Consider the following 15,444-nt stretch of genomic DNA (forward strand, 5'->3'; position numbering starts at 1 on the left):
ACGATCACCGTTTTGGGGCTGGTGGCAGGGACTGGATGAAGGCGGCCAGCTTGCCCTGGTCGCGCATGGCGATGGCCTTGTCCAATTCATCGGAGCGGTTTTCCGGGCGCTTGTCTTTCAGGCTTTCGTAGGCGTGCAGCAGGCCCTCAATGGCCGCGATGGTCTTGGCCTCGAGCGTTGCTGCGTCTTTTTCCGGGTCGAGGATCTGGTGCTGCACCTGGTAGGCGGCGGTGCTCAGCATATGGTGGAAGCGCATGACGCGGCGGAGGTCGCCCTTCGCTGCGCCGCTCTCCATCCAGAAGGCGACTTTGTCCGGGCCGAACATGTAGTCGGGAATTTCGTCCGACCATTTCATGAACCAGCGGCCATCGCTGGATGTCATCACGCCGATCGGATCGCGGTTGGCGGCTTCGGCCAATTGCACGACGCGTGCGCGTTCTTCTGGCGTCGATGGACCGCGGTCGGCCCATGCCGGGGCGGCAAGTCCGATGGACAGGGCGAGGAAGGCGCATGCGCGCTGGAGGAAGTTGGTTCGCATTGCAGTACTCCTTTACGTGGTGGGAAAATCTTTGGAGTTCGTATTCGCAAATTGCGTGCCAATGCAGAAAGGCTTTAGGTAAAGGCTTTCTATTGCTATTGAAAGACTAGTTACCGTTCATCTTCGGACGGTGATGTGGCGCAGCCGGACATCCGTCATGACGTAAATTTCGCAATCCAGCCGCAAAATCTTGCAGCCTGTCGGATTCCGGCTCCGCGTACGCGCGCGTGAACCTAGAATCGGACTTCCAATCAATATGCCGGGGAGCGATATGGGAAAGTGGACGAATGTGGCTTGGGGTGTGCTAGCGGCAGCGCCGCTGGTGGCGCAGGCGCAGGTGGATTTGACGAAGCTTGATCGCGAGATGGCGGGGCCGAAATCGCATGTGCTGGTCCTGGGAACGGTGCATCTGAGGGAAACGCCTGACAACTTTAACCCGTCGTCGCTGGGCGGCCTGATTGACCGGCTGGCCGCGTACAAGCCCGATATCATTACCATCGAACGGGAGCCCGGCGAAGATTGCGACCTGGCCGCACGGCATCCTTCAAAGTTCGGTCCTGACTGGTGCCCCAAGACTGATGCCGCGCAGGCGGCAACAGGACTGGATACACCCGCTGCGCTGGCGGAGGTGCGCAAGACCCTGAAGGCGTGGCCCGCACAGCCAACTCCAGCTCAGCGCCGTCGCCTGGCAGCGGCTTTCCTGGCGGCGAACGAGCCGGCATCTGCATTGGTGCAGTGGCTGCAGTTGCAGGCTGCGGAACGACGTGCTGGCGACAGCCTGGATGCGGCATTGGTGGCAATGCTGGAGAAGCTCGAAACGCGCAAGAACGAGGACAACCTGATCGCGGCGCCCCTGGCTGCGCGGCTTGGCCTGCAGCGCGTCTTCGCCGTCGACAACCATACTGGCGACAATATCGATGTCTCGGATACCAAGGCTTTCGTCAAGTCGCTCGAAGCTGCATGGGCGCTGGGCGATGCTGAGATGAAAGCGCAGGTGAAGCAAGAGAAGGACATGGCGCTGGCGACGGACATGCTGCCGCTGTACCGCCTTATCAATTCGCCGGACAGCTTGCGCATTCATGCGGAAGGCAATGTCCTGGGCCCAATGCGTGCCAAGTCGGGCGACGCCTATCCGTTGATGTGGGTGGCCGGCTGGGAAATCCGCAACCTGCGCATGGTGGCGAACATCCGCGAGACTTTCCGCGAACGGCCGGGTGCGCGCGTTCTCACGATTGTCGGTGTCTCGCATAAGCCCTGGTTCGACCAGTGGCTTGGCCAAATGCAAGGCGTTGTGATGGATGACGCCATCCAAGTGTTGAAATAGCCTTGTTATTGATGCATCGGACCATAGAATGGGGGTGTACTCAATAACCTGAAGGAGCTCTTCGATGCGTCAACCCTTTACTAGCCTGGCTTTGGCTGCCACCCTGTTGTTCGGCGGTGTTGCGATGGCGGCGGATAATCCGCCGGCATATATCGGCAAACACACCTCGACCCAGCAGGACACTGCCGCGATCAATAAGCTGGTCGAGGACTTCGGCAACGCCATCAGGAACAAGGATTCGAAGCTGCTTTCCACCCTGGTGCTGCATTCGAACATCCTGTTCGACGCGCCGATGGACCCTGAGGGTATTGCCATGATGCGCAACAAGGTCGACGTCACCTTTGATGGCCTGCGTTCGGGCGGCTATTCTGATTTCGCTCGCTTTATCGGCACCACCAAGGACCAGGTGGAAGAGAAGTTCTACAACGTGAAGATCACGCAGGACAAAAACGTGGCCTGGGTAATGTTCGACTACGAATTCGTTGTCAATGGCAAAACCCAGAACTACGGCATCGAGACCTGGCAGATGATGAAGTCCGCTGACGATAAATGGAAAATCGCCAGCGTCATGTGGACGATGAACCGCCCGAACTAAAACGCAGCGCGGATTTCACGGCTGGTTTGCTGCGGCGCTTGTAGGTGAGGGTAGTGGCCAAGCTTGGGCAGGACGGTGAAAGCCTTGCCTGACTTGGCCGCAAATTCTTCGCCCATCTTCTTGTCGATGTAAACGTCCTTCTCGCCCCACATAATCTGCACCGGCGTTTTCAGGCGGGACAGGTTGGCCTCGAAGTATTGCTGGTCGCGCGTGAAGTGCGAGTAGTAGTGGTAGAAGGCGTCGCCAGTGCTCAAGCTTCCTTGTGTCCAGCCGGCCCTCATGTCTTTCTTGAAGTCCGCAGGAACATTGAATTGCTCACCGGCTTCCAGGCCGCGGCGGAAGGTGTTTTCTACGATTTCGTCGCGGTTCTGGTTGATCGCATTGCGGGTCGCTTCGGCGCTTTGCGGCGCTTTCAGGCTGCGCAGGCGGTCGGACATGTATTCCGGCCGGTCAAACGGTGCGAAGTCGCCGACAATAATTTTTTTCGCGATATCCGGCTGTTCCAATGCGAGCAGTAGCGGGGGCAGGGCGCCGACATCGGTCGCGTAGATGACGAGCTTCGATTTGTCGAGGCCTGCCTTGTCGATATAGGCCTTGACCACCTGCGCATAATCGCGCGGCGCATAGGCGAACCTGTCGACGGAAGGGCGAGAGGATTGGCCATAGCCTGGCCAGTCGAAGGCGTGGACTTCGTAGTCGCGGCCAAGGTCCAGCGCGAGTTCGTGCCAGGTCAGCATCGTTTCCGGGAATCCGTGCAGGAGAAGCACCGTGCCCTTGGCGGCGGGGTTCTTGACGACCATCCGGCGCAAGGTGATATCGGGGTTGAGCTTTACGAAGCTGACTTCCTGGGCCGTGGCGCTGGCCAGGGCCAGGGTGCTTGCGGCGGCGACGATTGATTTCTTGAGTGCGGACATTTTGGCAATCCTTGGCGGTTGGTTCGGATGCCTTCAATATAGGTTCCGTCCTTTATGGCGTAAATGTCGTAATTGCCTCCTTTTAGGACGTGCGCGCCATACGGCGCAGGACTTGCGGCGGCTGTCCGTAAGCACGCAAGAAGGCACGCCGCATGCGTTCTGTATCGACGAAACCTGATTCTGCGGCTATCTCTTCGACGGTGTGGCGGCTTTGTTCGATCATCAGGCGTGCGGCCTCCAGGCGCAGGTGCTCGATGGCCTTGGCTGGCGACTGGCCAGTTTCTGTCGTAAAGGCGCGACTGAACTGGCGTGGGCTGAGGTGGGCGATAGCGGCGAGTTCCGGGACCGATAGCTCGGAGTCAAGGTTGTTGCGTGCATATTCGAGCACGCGCTGGATGCGGTCGGACTTCGCGCCAAGCTGCAGCAGGGTGGAGTGCTGCGATTGGCCGCCGGCGCGGCGATGGTGGACGACCAGCTTTTTCGCCACGGCTGCTGAAAGTTCGGCGCCGTAATCCGTTTCGATCAGGCCTAGCGCAAGGTCGATGCCGGTGCTCATGCCTGCGGAAGTCCAGATTGGACCATCGTTGATGAAGATGCGGTCGGCGTCGACTTTGGCTGCGGGGAATTGACGCTGAAGTTCGTGGGCGAATAACCAGTGCGTTGTTACATGCCGGCCGTCGATCAGTCCCGCTTCGCCAAGCAGGAAAGTGCCGGTGCAGACGGATGCCGTGCGGCGCGCGATCCTGGCCGCCGCGCGCAGGCGGTCAAGCGTCTGCTTATCGGTAGGAGCGGGGGCGACGAGGCCGCAGACGATCAATGTGTCCAGCCGGCGCCGGGCAAGCGGCATGGTTTCCACGGCCGCGCCGAAAGAGTTGGTGACCGGTCCGCCGTGCGCGGAGTAGAAACCTATGTCGTACAGGTGCTCGCGCGCTGTGGTGTTGGCGAGTTCGAAGGCGGAAGCGGCGGCCAGGCCCATGATCTGGAAGCCCGGCGGCAGCAGGAAGCCGATTTTCAGCACAATATTGCCTGTGGCGTAATAGGAGGTATCTCGATCATACGCGCAAGCGATGCTATCCTCGTCAGTTGCGCTACACCTCGTGAGCGCATTTCGTCATGCAAGTTTGAACAAGGAGATCGGAATGGCAATCAAGAAGATCCTGTTTTTGACGGGCGATTTTGCGGAAGATTATGAAACCATGGTGCCGTTCCAGGCGCTGCAGATGGTTGGACATACAGTGCACGCCGTTTGCCCTGGCAAGAAGGCGGGCGAGAAGATCAAGACCGCGATCCATGATTTTGAAGGCGACCAGACTTACACCGAGAAGCCGGGCCACCAGTTCGCGCTAAATGCCAGCTTCGACGAGGCACGCGCTTCGGCTTACGATGCGCTGGTGATTGCCGGTGGCCGCGCGCCGGAATACCTGCGCCTCAATCCACGCGTGCTGCAAACCGTCCAGGAGTTCGCCAAGGCAGGCAAACCGATTGCCGCGATTTGCCACGGCGCGCAAATCCTGACTGCGGCGGACGTGGTGAAGGGCAAGCGCATTTCCGCCTATCCCGCCTGCGCGCCGGAAGTGCGCTCGGCAGGCGGCGATTACGTTTCCGTCGAGATGGACCAGGCGGTCACGGACGGCAATTTCGTCACCGCGCCAGCCTGGCCCGCGCACCCGCAATGGATGGCGCAGTTCCTTAAACTGCTCGGCACTGAAATCAAGCCTTAAGGACAACACCTTCGCGCGCGGAGTTGCGAAAAATCAACATTCCTGCATTCCGTGCGCGATTCCGGTATTGACCTGCTGTAAGCTCATTAGCTTCGCAATTTGAATCCTGGAGCTTTCATGCGTGTCTTGATAGCCGTACTAGCCAGCCTTACAGCCAATACGGTTTTTGCAACCCCCAATGCCGCTTGCCCGGCGTCGCACGATGCCCTGATCGCCGACGTCACGACGGTCGGCCAGAATAAGCGCATGGGAGAGCTGTGCCGCGTCGAGCAGCCTCGCATTCAACGGATGGTGGATAAGCACCTTGAATCGTTCAAGCCTTGCCTGCAGGAGCTGGGCGTCAGCGAAGCCGATATCAAATTGGCCATGGCCAAGGGCGCCGCTTTGGGCGAAGGCGTGTTCAATCGCTCCGGCGTCAAGGAGCAGCTGTGCGCGTCGACCAGTGAAGGCATCGGCAACTGAACTCCTTCAACGCGGCACAATCGCGAACTGCGGGTGCTCGCTGTAATCCGGCTTGACGGGGCGCTTGATGAAGCGGCTCCAGGCCTCGCGCGCATTGGGCAATCCCGTGGCGGCAGCCATGGCGAGTGCCGGCTGCATATGGGCCGGAAATCCTTCCGGTAAGGTCGCATAGCCAGTCATTTCCCCCGCAAGCCACGTGCGGTGCGACTTGTTGTCCCTTTCCCATTGCGTGCGCCAATCGGCTTGCTGCTGGCTGCCGCAGGGCTGGTCCAGGTAAAGTGTGCCGGTACTGGTGACCTTTGGCGTGCCGTCCTTATTGCGCATGGTGGCCTGGTAACTTTCGGCGAAGGTGCTGAAGTAGGGCATGGTCGGCGATGGACGTACCATCAGTGCGTAGACCGGGGCGTCGATCCAGCAATAGCCCTCCGCCATCATGCGGCCAATCGGGAAGCGTGCTTTCCACTCCAGGATAGGCTTGGCGTCGGCAAAGCCCATTTCAAACAAGTGCCCCACCGCGGAGGTGAAGAAGTCGTCCATCCACGGTGCGACGCCGGTTTTTGGACCGGTGGGGCCATCGTAACCTAGCGCATAGCTGGTGGCGTGGGCGTCGATGAAGCCCAGTTGGTTGCCGGCGCCGCCGGCAAAGGTCGCGTTGTACCAATCCAGGTTGTCCTTCAGGATCTGCTTGAAGTAGGCCTTCATCGGGTGTGCGTCGGGCGTGGCGTATGCAGCATGCCCCAGCGTGCGCATGATCCAGGCCTGGGCGCGCACCTGGTTGCCGTGCACGAGTCCCTTGCCAAACGAGCGGTAATACGGGTTCATGCTGACCAGGTTCCAGTTCGCCCAGAACAGCAGCTCGTCGAGATGGTAGGTGTCGCCGGTGAGCAGGTAGGGCAGATAGGCGAAAGACGGCTGGTGCGCCGGGTCGGGTTCGTAGGGCGTTTTGCAGTTGGCCTTATCTGTGGGCGGACAGCGCGGCATGTCCTCGCTTTTTTTGGTGGCCGGGTTGATGCTGTCGCTGCCTAGGCGCCAATCGCGTATGTAGGGGTAGTCTACGATCGACACCACCTGGTCGGTGTTTTTGTCGCGGTAGTGCACCGGCCAACTGCCAGCCAGGTCGCCCAGTCCAAGCGTGACCTGGCGCGCGCGGGCATCCATGCTGAGGAGGTAGAGCGCGGCCCAGGCGTGCTGCAGGCCGATATCCGGGCGGCCGCCCGGCGCAGGCATGTATTTGTTCACGATCGGCATGGACATGGGGCCGCTGTCGGCGGCGTCCCACTCGGCCTTCAGCTTGGCGAGCCCCATCTGCGAGGGCACGACGCTGCGGTCGTAATTGGGCAGGGCGCCGGTGCCGAGCAGGTAGGCGATGTCGTACTTCACGTCGATTGCCGGTTCGGCGCCAAGCCAGAACACCTTGCGCCAGCGGGCGTGGTGGAAATGTGTGAGCGCGTCCTTGCGGTATACCTCTTTTTTATTCAGCAGGATTTCGGCGTCATAGGTGATGTTCTTCGGGTCTGGTTCGTAGGCCCAGTCGTTCTCAATCGTGACGTCGACGCGCGTCGAAGCGGCAGCCGGCGCATAGCTGCGAATGGCGAAGCGCACAGACAGGTGAGGGTGGGCGATGCCGTTCGCCATCAAAGGACCGGAAACCTGCCATTCGTTGACCAGTGGGCCGGCTAGCCAGGTTTTGTAGGACTTGGTGGCCAGCAACTGTGCCGCGTCGGCGCTGTAGATGGTGCCACCCACGTTCAGATTGACCACCGCGTGGAAGCCGCTGGCGAGCAGCGCATCGGGCTGGATGCGGCCAGCCGCGGCGGTGGCGGGTGCGGCTGCCAGTTGCAGTGTGGCGGTTTCGCCCGCGGCCAGCTTCGGCAGCACGGCGGTGAGCACGGCATGGCGCAGCGACCCGTCGTCGTGCGTCGCCTTGATGTCGGCTTGCAGCGGAACTTGGGCGCCCTTCAGCGTTGCAGTGATCGACTGGCCGGCCTTCACGTCGCCTTTGGCAAACACCTGGCCGAGCGTGACAGGCACTCCAATTAGCGCCTGCGAAGCTGATTCAACGATCTGTACGGATGGCAGCCGCGCCGCCATCACGCTGCTCGCGGCAAGTAGGGCTAACAGGCATGAAACAAGGTTTTTCATAGCGCTTGACCTGAATCAATTTAATTTATTGGCAAACTACGTACAGTCCTGCACTGGAATAACACAGAGTAGGAGTATTGAAACATGGGTAGCGATAACGAGGTAAACGACGTGCAAAAAAACAGCCGTCGTCGATTCCTGGGTAAGAGTGCGGTATTGGGTCTGGCAGGTGCCGGCGTGCTGGCGGGTTGCAAGGAGAACGGTGCGGGGGCGCCTGGTTCTGCTTCTGCATCGGCGGCAGCTACGGCGGGCAATGCCCACGGCGCCAGCAAGGTGCATGTGGCGCCGGGCCAGCTGGACGACTATTACCTGTTCTCAAGCGGCGGCCACTCCGGCGAAGCGCGCATCATTGGCGTGCCTTCCGGGCGCACACTGCGCCGCATCCCTGTTTTCAATATGGATCCTATGGTTGGCTGGGGTATCACCAACGAATCCAAGGCTATTCTCGGCACCAAGCCGGACGGCAGCTTGAAATACACCACCGGCGACACCCACCACGTGCACGGCTCCTACAAGGACGGCACGTATGATGGCCGCTACCTGTGGGTCAACGACAAGATCAACTCGCGACTGGCCCGCATCCGTATGGATACGATGGAGTGCGACAAGATCACCGAACTGCCGAACGTGATGGGCTTCCACGGCACCTTCCCGGACAAGTGCGATCCGCTCGACAAGGCGATCAACCACACCACCCGCGTGTTCTGCGGCGCCGAATTCGCCATCCCGTTCCCGAACGATGGCCGCGACCTGGACGATCCGTCCAAATGGGGATCGCTGTTCACCTGCGTCGATGCGGAAACCATGGCCGTGCGCTGGCAAGTGCGCGTGGACGGCAATATGGACCTGGTGGCCACGTCCTACGACGGCCGCTTTGCCTGCTCCAACCAGTACAACACCGAGAATGCGCCAGACCAGGCGGGCATGATGGCCGCCGAGCGCGATGCCTGCGTGTTCTTCGACGTGGCGCGTATCGAAGCTGCGATCAAGGCCGGCAAGTTCACCACCATCGGTTCCTCGAAAGTGCCGGTGGTTGACGGCCGCAAGGCAGCCAATGCCGATCCAAAGACTTCGGTGACCTGCTACGTCCCGGTCGGCAAGAATCCGCACGGCGTGAACGCTTCGCCGGATGGCAAGTACATGGTTTGCTCCGGCAAGCTGTCGCCAACGGCCACCGTGATCGAAGTGGCCCTGGTTGCAAAGTGGTTCGACGGCGAGCTGAAAACCGAACGCGATGCCGTCGTGGCGGAGCCGGAAATCGGCCTGGGCCCATTGCATTCCGCCTTCGACGGCAAGGGCAACGCCTTCACCACCCTGTTCCTGGACAGCCAGATCGTCAAGTGGAACGTGGCTGCGGCAATCGCGCAGTTCAAGGGCGACAAGGCTGCCAAAGTGGTGCTGGACCGCGTGGACGTGCACTACCAGCCGGGCCACGGCTACGCATCGATGGGTGAAACCAAGGAAGCGGACGGCAAGTACTTTAACTCCGGTAACAAGTTCTCCAAAGACCGCTTCCTGCCGGTCGGACCGCTGCACAGCGAGACCGAACAGCTGATCGACATCACCGGCGACAAGATGGTGATCGTGTCCGATCACACCGCCTATCCGGAACCGCACGATGCGATCATCATGCGCCGCGATATCGTGAAGACGCGCCAGATCTACAACCTGGACGACTTCCCGAACAAGGTGACGGCCGATAACGCGGGCATTGAGCGCAAAGGCAACAAGGTGCATGTGCGCCTGATGTCGCAGGCACCGGCCTTCAGCATGCCGATCATCAAAGTGAAGAAGGGTGACGAAGTGACGGTCACGCTGACCAACTACGACAAGGTGGAAGACCTGACCCACGGTTGCGCGATCCCGAATTACAACATCAACTTCATCGTCAACCCGCAGGAGACCAAGTCGGTCACCTTCAAGGCTGACAAGCCGGGCGCGTTCTGGATGTATTGCACCCACTTCTGCCACGCGCTGCATCTGGAAATGCGCAGCCGATTCCTGGTGGAGGCTTAAGCCCGCAAGGGCGGTTTATCCATGCCGTATCGTCTGATTTCCCTGCTTTGGGCGCTGCTTGTATTAGCTTTCGCAGCGCCTGCCTCGGCCACTTCGATGTACGACACCGTGCTCACGCCGGCGTTGATGAGTGGCCCTGATTTGTGCGCCGAAGCGCCATGCAGCGAAGTGCTGCCTGCCGCCACGGCGTTCTCCAAGCGCAAAGGCGCGCCGGCCTACGTAGAAGGCTACGCGCTGGAGCAGGGCAAGCAGAAGCTGGTGGGTTATGTCTTCCTGTCCACGGACGTGGTGGACATTCCCGCTTACTCGGGCAAGCCGGTCGTCACGCTGATCGGCATGGATACAAAAGGTTTGATTAGCGGGGTGCGTATCCTGAAGCACTCCGAACCGATTTTGTTGGCGGGCATTCCGGAGACTGTGTTGACGAAGTTCGTCAAGCAGTACTTCGGCAAGCCCGGCGACGCCAAGCTGGAACTCGGCCTTGGGCGTGACGGTGGTGATCTAGATGCGATCAGCGGGGCCACCGTCACGGCCATAGCCGAGAACCAGACCATTGCGCAAAGCGCGTATGAGATTGGCAAGCAGGTGGGCATCTTCAAGGGGATGGTCAAACCGCGCGCCCATTTCACGCCGCTGCGCGAACGTCTGGACTGGACCGCGCTCGTTAAGGAGGGCGCGGTCCAGCACCTGCGTGTTGAAAGCGCGGATGTCGGCTTGCCATCGAGCGGCAAGCCTTATATGGACCTGCATTTCGGCTACCTGAATGTGCCGACTTTGGGTATCAGCCTGCTCGGCGAACGCAATTACGCGAGCCTGATGCAGGATCTCAAGGAAGACGAACACGCGATCTTCATCATCGGTACCGGCCTTGAATCGTTCAAGGGGTCCGGCTTTGTTCGCGGAGGTATCTATGACCGCATCCAGGTGCGGCAGGATGCGGACCGCTTCACCTTCCGCGATACCGATTACCGCAACCTGTACCACCTGGAGCCTGCCGATACGCCGGAATACCAGGAGTCGGCAATCTTCATCGTCCGCTCGGCCAATTTCAATCCCGCCTGGCCATGGCAACTGAGCCTGCTGGCCAATAAGCTGGACATGCAAACGCATGCCAAAGTCTTTGTCCACTTCGACGAGGAATACTGGACGCCGCCGCGTTACCTGGAAGGCGGCCGCCCGAAAGTGGAGCGCCCGGTGGCGGCCTGGAAGTCAGCCTGGCTGGCGCGCAAGGGCGAAATCATCCTGTTCGTGCTGGTGCTGCTGACCACCGCTGTACTGTACTCGCAGCGCGACCGCCTGGTGCGTGCCTCCAACCGCAAGAGCAAGCCTTTGATCAGCATCCCGCGCACTGCGCTGTGGGTGATTGCGGTCGGCTTCTTCGGCTTGTACCTGAAGGCGCAACCGTCCATCACGCAGGTAATGACCTGGTTCCATTCCCTGATTTACCAGTGGAAGTGGGAGCTGTTCCTGTCCGACCCGTTCATCTTCATCTTCTGGTGGTTCATGGTGGTCACCGTGGTGCTTTGGGGACGGGGGCTGTTCTGCGGCTGGCTATGTCCATTCGGCTCGCTGCAGCACCTGGCGTACAAGCTTGGAACGCTGCTTGGACTGGGGCGCTTCCAGGGGCTGCTGCCGAAGCGCGTGCACGACAAGCTGAAATGGGTGAAGTACGGGGTGTTCGCGGTTCTGGTGGGCGTGTCCTTCTATTCGATGGAGCTGGCCGAGCACCTGGCGGAGATCGAGCCATTCAAGACGACCTTCCTGGTGGGCGTGCTGAATCGCGGCTGGCCGTTCGCTGCCTTCGTGGCGGTCATCCTCGGCATCTCGATCCTGAGCGAGCGCCCGTATTGCAAATACATTTGCCCGCTGGGCGCCGGCCTGGCAGTGCCGAGCTTCTTCCGCCTGTTCGGGCTGAAGCGCAAGCAGGAGTGCGTAACCTGTACGGCTTGCGCCAAGGGCTGCGGCTCGCACGCCATCGACGCGCAAGGCCGCATCGACCAGAAGGAATGTCTGCTTTGCCTGGACTGCATGGTGATGTATTACGACGACCATGCGTGTCCGCCGCTGGCCAAGGAACGCAAGACGCGCGAGAAGAATGGCCAGCCGCTTACGCCGATCAATGAGCGCGGCTACTTCATTCCGCTGGAAGCGCTGCGCAGCGAGTTGAAAAGGAAGGCAGGGTAAAACCATGAGTGTTCTCCGGGTTTACGCGGCTGCCTTGGCCGCGTCCTTCATGGTGATGCTGGCCTCTGCGCCGGCAGGCGCGCACGCGGCCGTGCTGCGCGTACGCGCGGGGGAGTCGATCGCCAGCGCTATCCGCCAGGCGCAACCCGGCGATACAGTGCAGGTCGAACCCGGCACCTACAAAGAACGGATCGTGGTCGACAAGCCCCTGAGGCTGGAGGGCGTCGGCAAGCCAACGATCGCCGCCGGACATGAGGGAGACGTTATTCGCGTCAAGGCGCAGGACGTCACGATTCGCGGCCTGATTGTGCGCGATAGCGGCACCGACCTCGGCGCGCAGAACGCCGGTATCTATGTCATGCCCGGCTCCGATCGTATCGTCATCGTCAACTGCGACCTGGTCACCAACCTTTTTGGCATCTGGCTGGAGCAGTCGCGCGGCGCCGTATTGCAGGGCAACCTGGTCACCGGCCGGCGCGACATGATGTCGCAAATGCGCGGCAACGGCATACAGGTTTATAACACCGACGACACCCAGGTTATCGGCAATACCATCAGCTATGTGCGTGACGGGATTTACGTCGACTATTCGCGCCACGCCACGTTCCGCGACAACACGGTGCACCACGTGCGCTATGGCACGCACTACATGAACACCCACGACAGCATCTGGGAAGGCAATACCGTGCGCCAGAGCCGTGGCGGCCTGGCGCTGATGGAAGTGCGCAACCTGACCGTGCGCAATAACGTCGCCTGGGGCAATGAGGATCACGGCATCATGCTTCGCACCATCCAGGACTCGGTCATCGAAAACAATATCGTGGCCGGCAATGGGCGCGGTTTCTTCATCTACGACGCCGAATTCAATACCCTGCGCGGCAACCTGGTGATCGGCAACCGCACCGGCGTCCACCTGACGGCAGGTTCGAGCAATAACACTGTGGACGGAAACGACTTTATCCATAACGCGGAGCAGGTGAAGTTCGTCGCCTCAAAGGATGTGGAATGGGGGCGCGGCAAGGGCAATTACTGGAGCAATTACAGCGGCTGGGACCAGGACAACGACGGCAACGGCGACGTTCTGTACCAAGCCAATGACGTGGTGGACCGCCTGCATTGGCAATACCCGCTTCTCAAGCTCCTGCTTAGCAGTCCGGCCGTACAAACACTGCGCTTCGTATCGCAGCAATTCCCTTTGCTGCGCGCGCCGAGCGTGATCGACAAGCATCCACGCATGCAGCCGTGGAACACAGATTGGAGGAAATGGCATGGACGACAAGCTGATTGACTTGCGCTCCGTGGGCATGCGCTATGGGGCGCTGCAGGCGGTCGACGGGGTGGACCTGTCAATAGGGCGCGGCCGCATGGTCGGCCTGATCGGGCATAACGGCGCCGGCAAAAGCACCTTGTTCAAGATGATGCTTGGACTGCTGGAGCCGACGTCCGGCGAGGTGCGCATCTGCGGCGTGCGCACGAATGACGGCGCTTTTCGAGACGTGCGGCGCCGCATCGGCTACCTGCCGGAGAGTTTTGTCGCCTACGACAACCTGACTGGCATGGAGCTCTTGCAGCTCTTCGCGGATTTGAAGAAGGTGGCGCGCAGCGCTTGCGGCAATGTGCTTGAACGAGTCGGGCTTTCTGCTGCGGCGGACCGCCGGGTGGGCGGTTATTCCAAAGGCATGCGCCAGCGCCTGGGCTTTGCGCAACTGCTGCTTGGTGCGCCGGAGCTGGTGTTCCTGGACGAACCGACCAACGGCCTCGATCCGGACGGCATCCACGACTTTTACCGCATCCTGCACCAGCTGCGGGCGGAGGGAGCGACCATCGTCATCACCTCCCACATCCTGGCGGAAATCCAGGAGCGGGTGGACGAGCTGGTGATCCTGAGCGGTGGCCGTATCGCGGCACAGGGCACGCTGGCGCAGTTGCGTGCCGGCGCGGCAATGCCAGCGGAGATCCGCCTGGTGGCGCGTTCCGGCGGTACGGGCAGGGTGATCGCCGCATTGCGCGGCCATCGCGTGCAGGTGGAGAGCGATTGCATCCGCGTGCCGTGCGCGCCGAAGCAGAAGATGCAGATGCTACAGCTGCTGTCGTCCTTAGGAGATGCCATCGACGACGTGGCGATCCACGAACCTTCGCTGGAAGACCTGTTCTTCGGTATGGGAGGCAGCCATGCGCGCGCGGCTTGACTGGCCGGCGGCGCGCACCATCGCCGCCCGCGAATTCCGCGACCGCCTGCGCAACCGCTGGGTGCTGGCGGTCGCGCTGGTGTTCGCGGTCTTCGCGCTGGCGATTGCCTGGTTCGGCATGGCGCAGCAGGGCAGCGTGGGTTATCGCGGGATTGACGTCACCATTGTCAGTCTTTCCAGCCTTGTCACTTACCTTGTGCCGCTGATCGCGCTGCTGCTCGGCTACGATGCCATCGTCGGCGAGCGCGAACGCGGTTCGCTGGAGCTGCTGCTGTCGATGCCGATCACGCGCTTCGAGCTCCTTCTCGGCAAATTCGGCGGGTTGGCCGCTGCGCTGGCCGCATCGACCGCACTGGGCTTCGGCGGTGCACTGCTGGCTCTTTCGAACCAGCTTGACGCGCGCGACGCCATGCATTTCTTCGGTTTTGCAGGCAGCGCCATCCTGCTTGGCCTGGCCTTCCTCAGCATGTCGCTATGCCTGTCGGTGCTGGCGCGTAACCGCGTCGCCGCCAGCGGGCTGGCGATCAGCCTGTGGTTCCTGTTCGTATTGGTTTTCGACATGGTGCTGATGGGCGTGCTGGTTCTATCGCAGGGAGCGCTCGATAGCAGCGTTTTCGGCGCCTTGCTGATGCTGAATCCCGCCGACGTATTCCGCTTGCTGAATATTTTCAGCTCCGACCAGGTGCAAGGGTTGTACGGCCTGGCCACTGTGATGCCGGAGCAAATGACCAATCCAGCGCTGCTTGCTGGCGTAATGCTGGCCTGGATCGCCGTTCCTTTTGCCGTTGCCAGCTGGAGGTTCAAATGAAACTCAAACACACCGTCTCCATCGTCGCGATGCTGTTGCTGGCCGCCTGCGGCGATGCGGCCCGCACGCTGGCCGCAGGCGAACCGGGCGACGACGCCGTCTGCGCGCTGGACGGCATGAGCATCAAGGACTATCCCGGCCCCAAAGCGCAAATCGTTTTCAAGGATGGCCGCATCGATTTCTTCTGCACCTTGGCCGAGTTGTTCGAAGGCGGCGGCAGCGCGCTCGCCGCAAGCGCCAGCTATGTGCAGGATATGGGCCAGGCCGACTGGGCCAAGCCGCGCGGCCACTGGATCGCGGCCGGCACAGCCTTCTATGTGGTCGACAGCCGCGCCCAGGGTGCGATGGGTCCGACCATCGGCACCTTCGCCCGCCGACAAGACGCGCAGGCGTTCGCAGCGCGCGAAGGCGGCCGCGTGCTCGATTACAGCCAGGTGCAGGCTGCCTTGCGTGCATCGAGCGCTAAGCCCGCACACGACACGCATGACGATTCCATGCGCTGAACATTTTTCACCACCAACCCAAGAGGAAGACAATCATGAAAGCATCCC

14 protein-coding genes are annotated in these 15,444 nt (G+C 61.0%); 10 read left to right on the plus strand and 4 right to left on the minus strand.

Annotated features, from left to right (window positions below):
• Positions 1-4: 4 nt before the first annotated feature.
• A complete protein-coding gene (locus AC1RTP_RS11665) occupies positions 5-538 on the minus strand; it encodes a hypothetical protein (protein WP_498607655.1) in 534 nt (177 codons plus the stop codon).
• 271 nt (positions 539-809) lie between these two features.
• Between AC1RTP_RS11665 and AC1RTP_RS11670 the strand changes: the two genes are divergently transcribed.
• Positions 810-1,862, plus strand: a complete 1,053-nt coding sequence (locus tag AC1RTP_RS11670) for a DUF5694 domain-containing protein (protein ID WP_498607657.1) — start codon at positions 810-812, stop codon at positions 1,860-1,862.
• Positions 1,863-1,926: 64 nt separating this feature from the next.
• A complete protein-coding gene (locus AC1RTP_RS11675) occupies positions 1,927-2,457 on the plus strand; it encodes a Cif family virulence factor (protein WP_498607659.1) in 531 nt (176 codons plus the stop codon).
• Here the strand turns inward: AC1RTP_RS11675 and AC1RTP_RS11680 are convergent.
• Both AC1RTP_RS11680 and AC1RTP_RS11685 read right to left on the minus strand, forming a co-directional pair.
• The gene (locus AC1RTP_RS11680; protein WP_498607661.1) at positions 2,454-3,371 is read right to left on the minus strand and encodes an alpha/beta fold hydrolase; all 918 of its coding nucleotides are present in this window, start codon (positions 3,369-3,371) and stop codon (positions 2,454-2,456) included. The genes AC1RTP_RS11675 and AC1RTP_RS11680 overlap by 4 nt on opposite strands.
• An 82-nt stretch (positions 3,372-3,453) precedes the next feature.
• Positions 3,454-4,389 (minus strand): GlxA family transcriptional regulator, encoded by a 936-nt coding sequence (locus tag AC1RTP_RS11685; RefSeq protein WP_498607663.1) that lies wholly within the window; start codon positions 4,387-4,389, stop codon positions 3,454-3,456.
• A gap of 121 nt (positions 4,390-4,510) precedes the next feature.
• Here AC1RTP_RS11685 and AC1RTP_RS11690 point away from each other — a divergent pair, with 121 nt between their 5' ends.
• Together AC1RTP_RS11690 and AC1RTP_RS11695 are read left to right on the plus strand one after the other, a co-directional pair.
• Positions 4,511-5,092: a DJ-1/PfpI family protein gene (locus tag AC1RTP_RS11690; RefSeq protein ID WP_498607665.1), complete on the plus strand. Its 582-nt coding sequence runs from the start codon at positions 4,511-4,513 to the stop codon at positions 5,090-5,092.
• 117 nt (positions 5,093-5,209) lie between these two features.
• Entirely contained in the window at positions 5,210-5,554 is a 345-nt protein-coding gene (locus AC1RTP_RS11695) for a hypothetical protein (protein WP_498607667.1), read from the plus strand.
• A gap of 6 nt (positions 5,555-5,560) precedes the next feature.
• On the opposite strand, the gene AC1RTP_RS11700 is transcribed toward AC1RTP_RS11695, so the two are convergent.
• Positions 5,561-7,696, minus strand: a complete 2,136-nt coding sequence (locus tag AC1RTP_RS11700; RefSeq protein ID WP_498607668.1) for a hypothetical protein — start codon at positions 7,694-7,696, stop codon at positions 5,561-5,563.
• 84 nt (positions 7,697-7,780) lie between these two features.
• Between AC1RTP_RS11700 and nosZ the strand changes: the two genes are divergently transcribed.
• Genes nosZ through AC1RTP_RS11730 form a run of 6 tightly spaced genes read left to right on the plus strand, consistent with a single transcriptional unit; the run spans position 7,781 to position 15,396 of the window.
• Positions 7,781-9,712 (plus strand): TAT-dependent nitrous-oxide reductase, encoded by a 1,932-nt coding sequence (gene nosZ, locus AC1RTP_RS11705; protein ID WP_498607669.1) that lies wholly within the window; start codon positions 7,781-7,783, stop codon positions 9,710-9,712.
• A 36-nt stretch (positions 9,713-9,748) separates the two neighbouring features.
• Positions 9,749-11,896 (plus strand): 4Fe-4S binding protein, encoded by a 2,148-nt coding sequence (locus AC1RTP_RS11710; RefSeq protein WP_498608052.1) that lies wholly within the window; start codon positions 9,749-9,751, stop codon positions 11,894-11,896.
• Between the two features lie 4 nt (positions 11,897-11,900).
• Positions 11,901-13,184, plus strand: a complete 1,284-nt coding sequence (locus tag AC1RTP_RS11715; protein WP_498607671.1) for a nitrous oxide reductase family maturation protein NosD — start codon at positions 11,901-11,903, stop codon at positions 13,182-13,184.
• Positions 13,165-14,085, plus strand: a complete 921-nt coding sequence (locus AC1RTP_RS11720) for an ABC transporter ATP-binding protein (RefSeq protein WP_498607673.1) — start codon at positions 13,165-13,167, stop codon at positions 14,083-14,085. The genes AC1RTP_RS11715 and AC1RTP_RS11720 overlap by 20 nt, the downstream gene beginning before the upstream one ends.
• Positions 14,069-14,893 carry an ABC transporter permease subunit gene (locus AC1RTP_RS11725; RefSeq protein ID WP_498607674.1) on the plus strand — a complete coding sequence of 275 codons (825 nt, stop codon included), beginning with the start codon at positions 14,069-14,071 and terminating at the stop codon, positions 14,891-14,893. Before AC1RTP_RS11720 ends, AC1RTP_RS11725 begins: the two co-directional genes overlap by 17 nt.
• A complete protein-coding gene (locus tag AC1RTP_RS11730) occupies positions 14,890-15,396 on the plus strand; it encodes a nitrous oxide reductase accessory protein NosL (RefSeq protein ID WP_498607676.1) in 507 nt (168 codons plus the stop codon). Before AC1RTP_RS11725 ends, AC1RTP_RS11730 begins: the two co-directional genes overlap by 4 nt.
• Positions 15,397-15,444 lie beyond the last annotated feature (48 nt).

Source organism: Pseudoduganella sp. GW821-FHT11H04, from assembly GCF_058807935.1.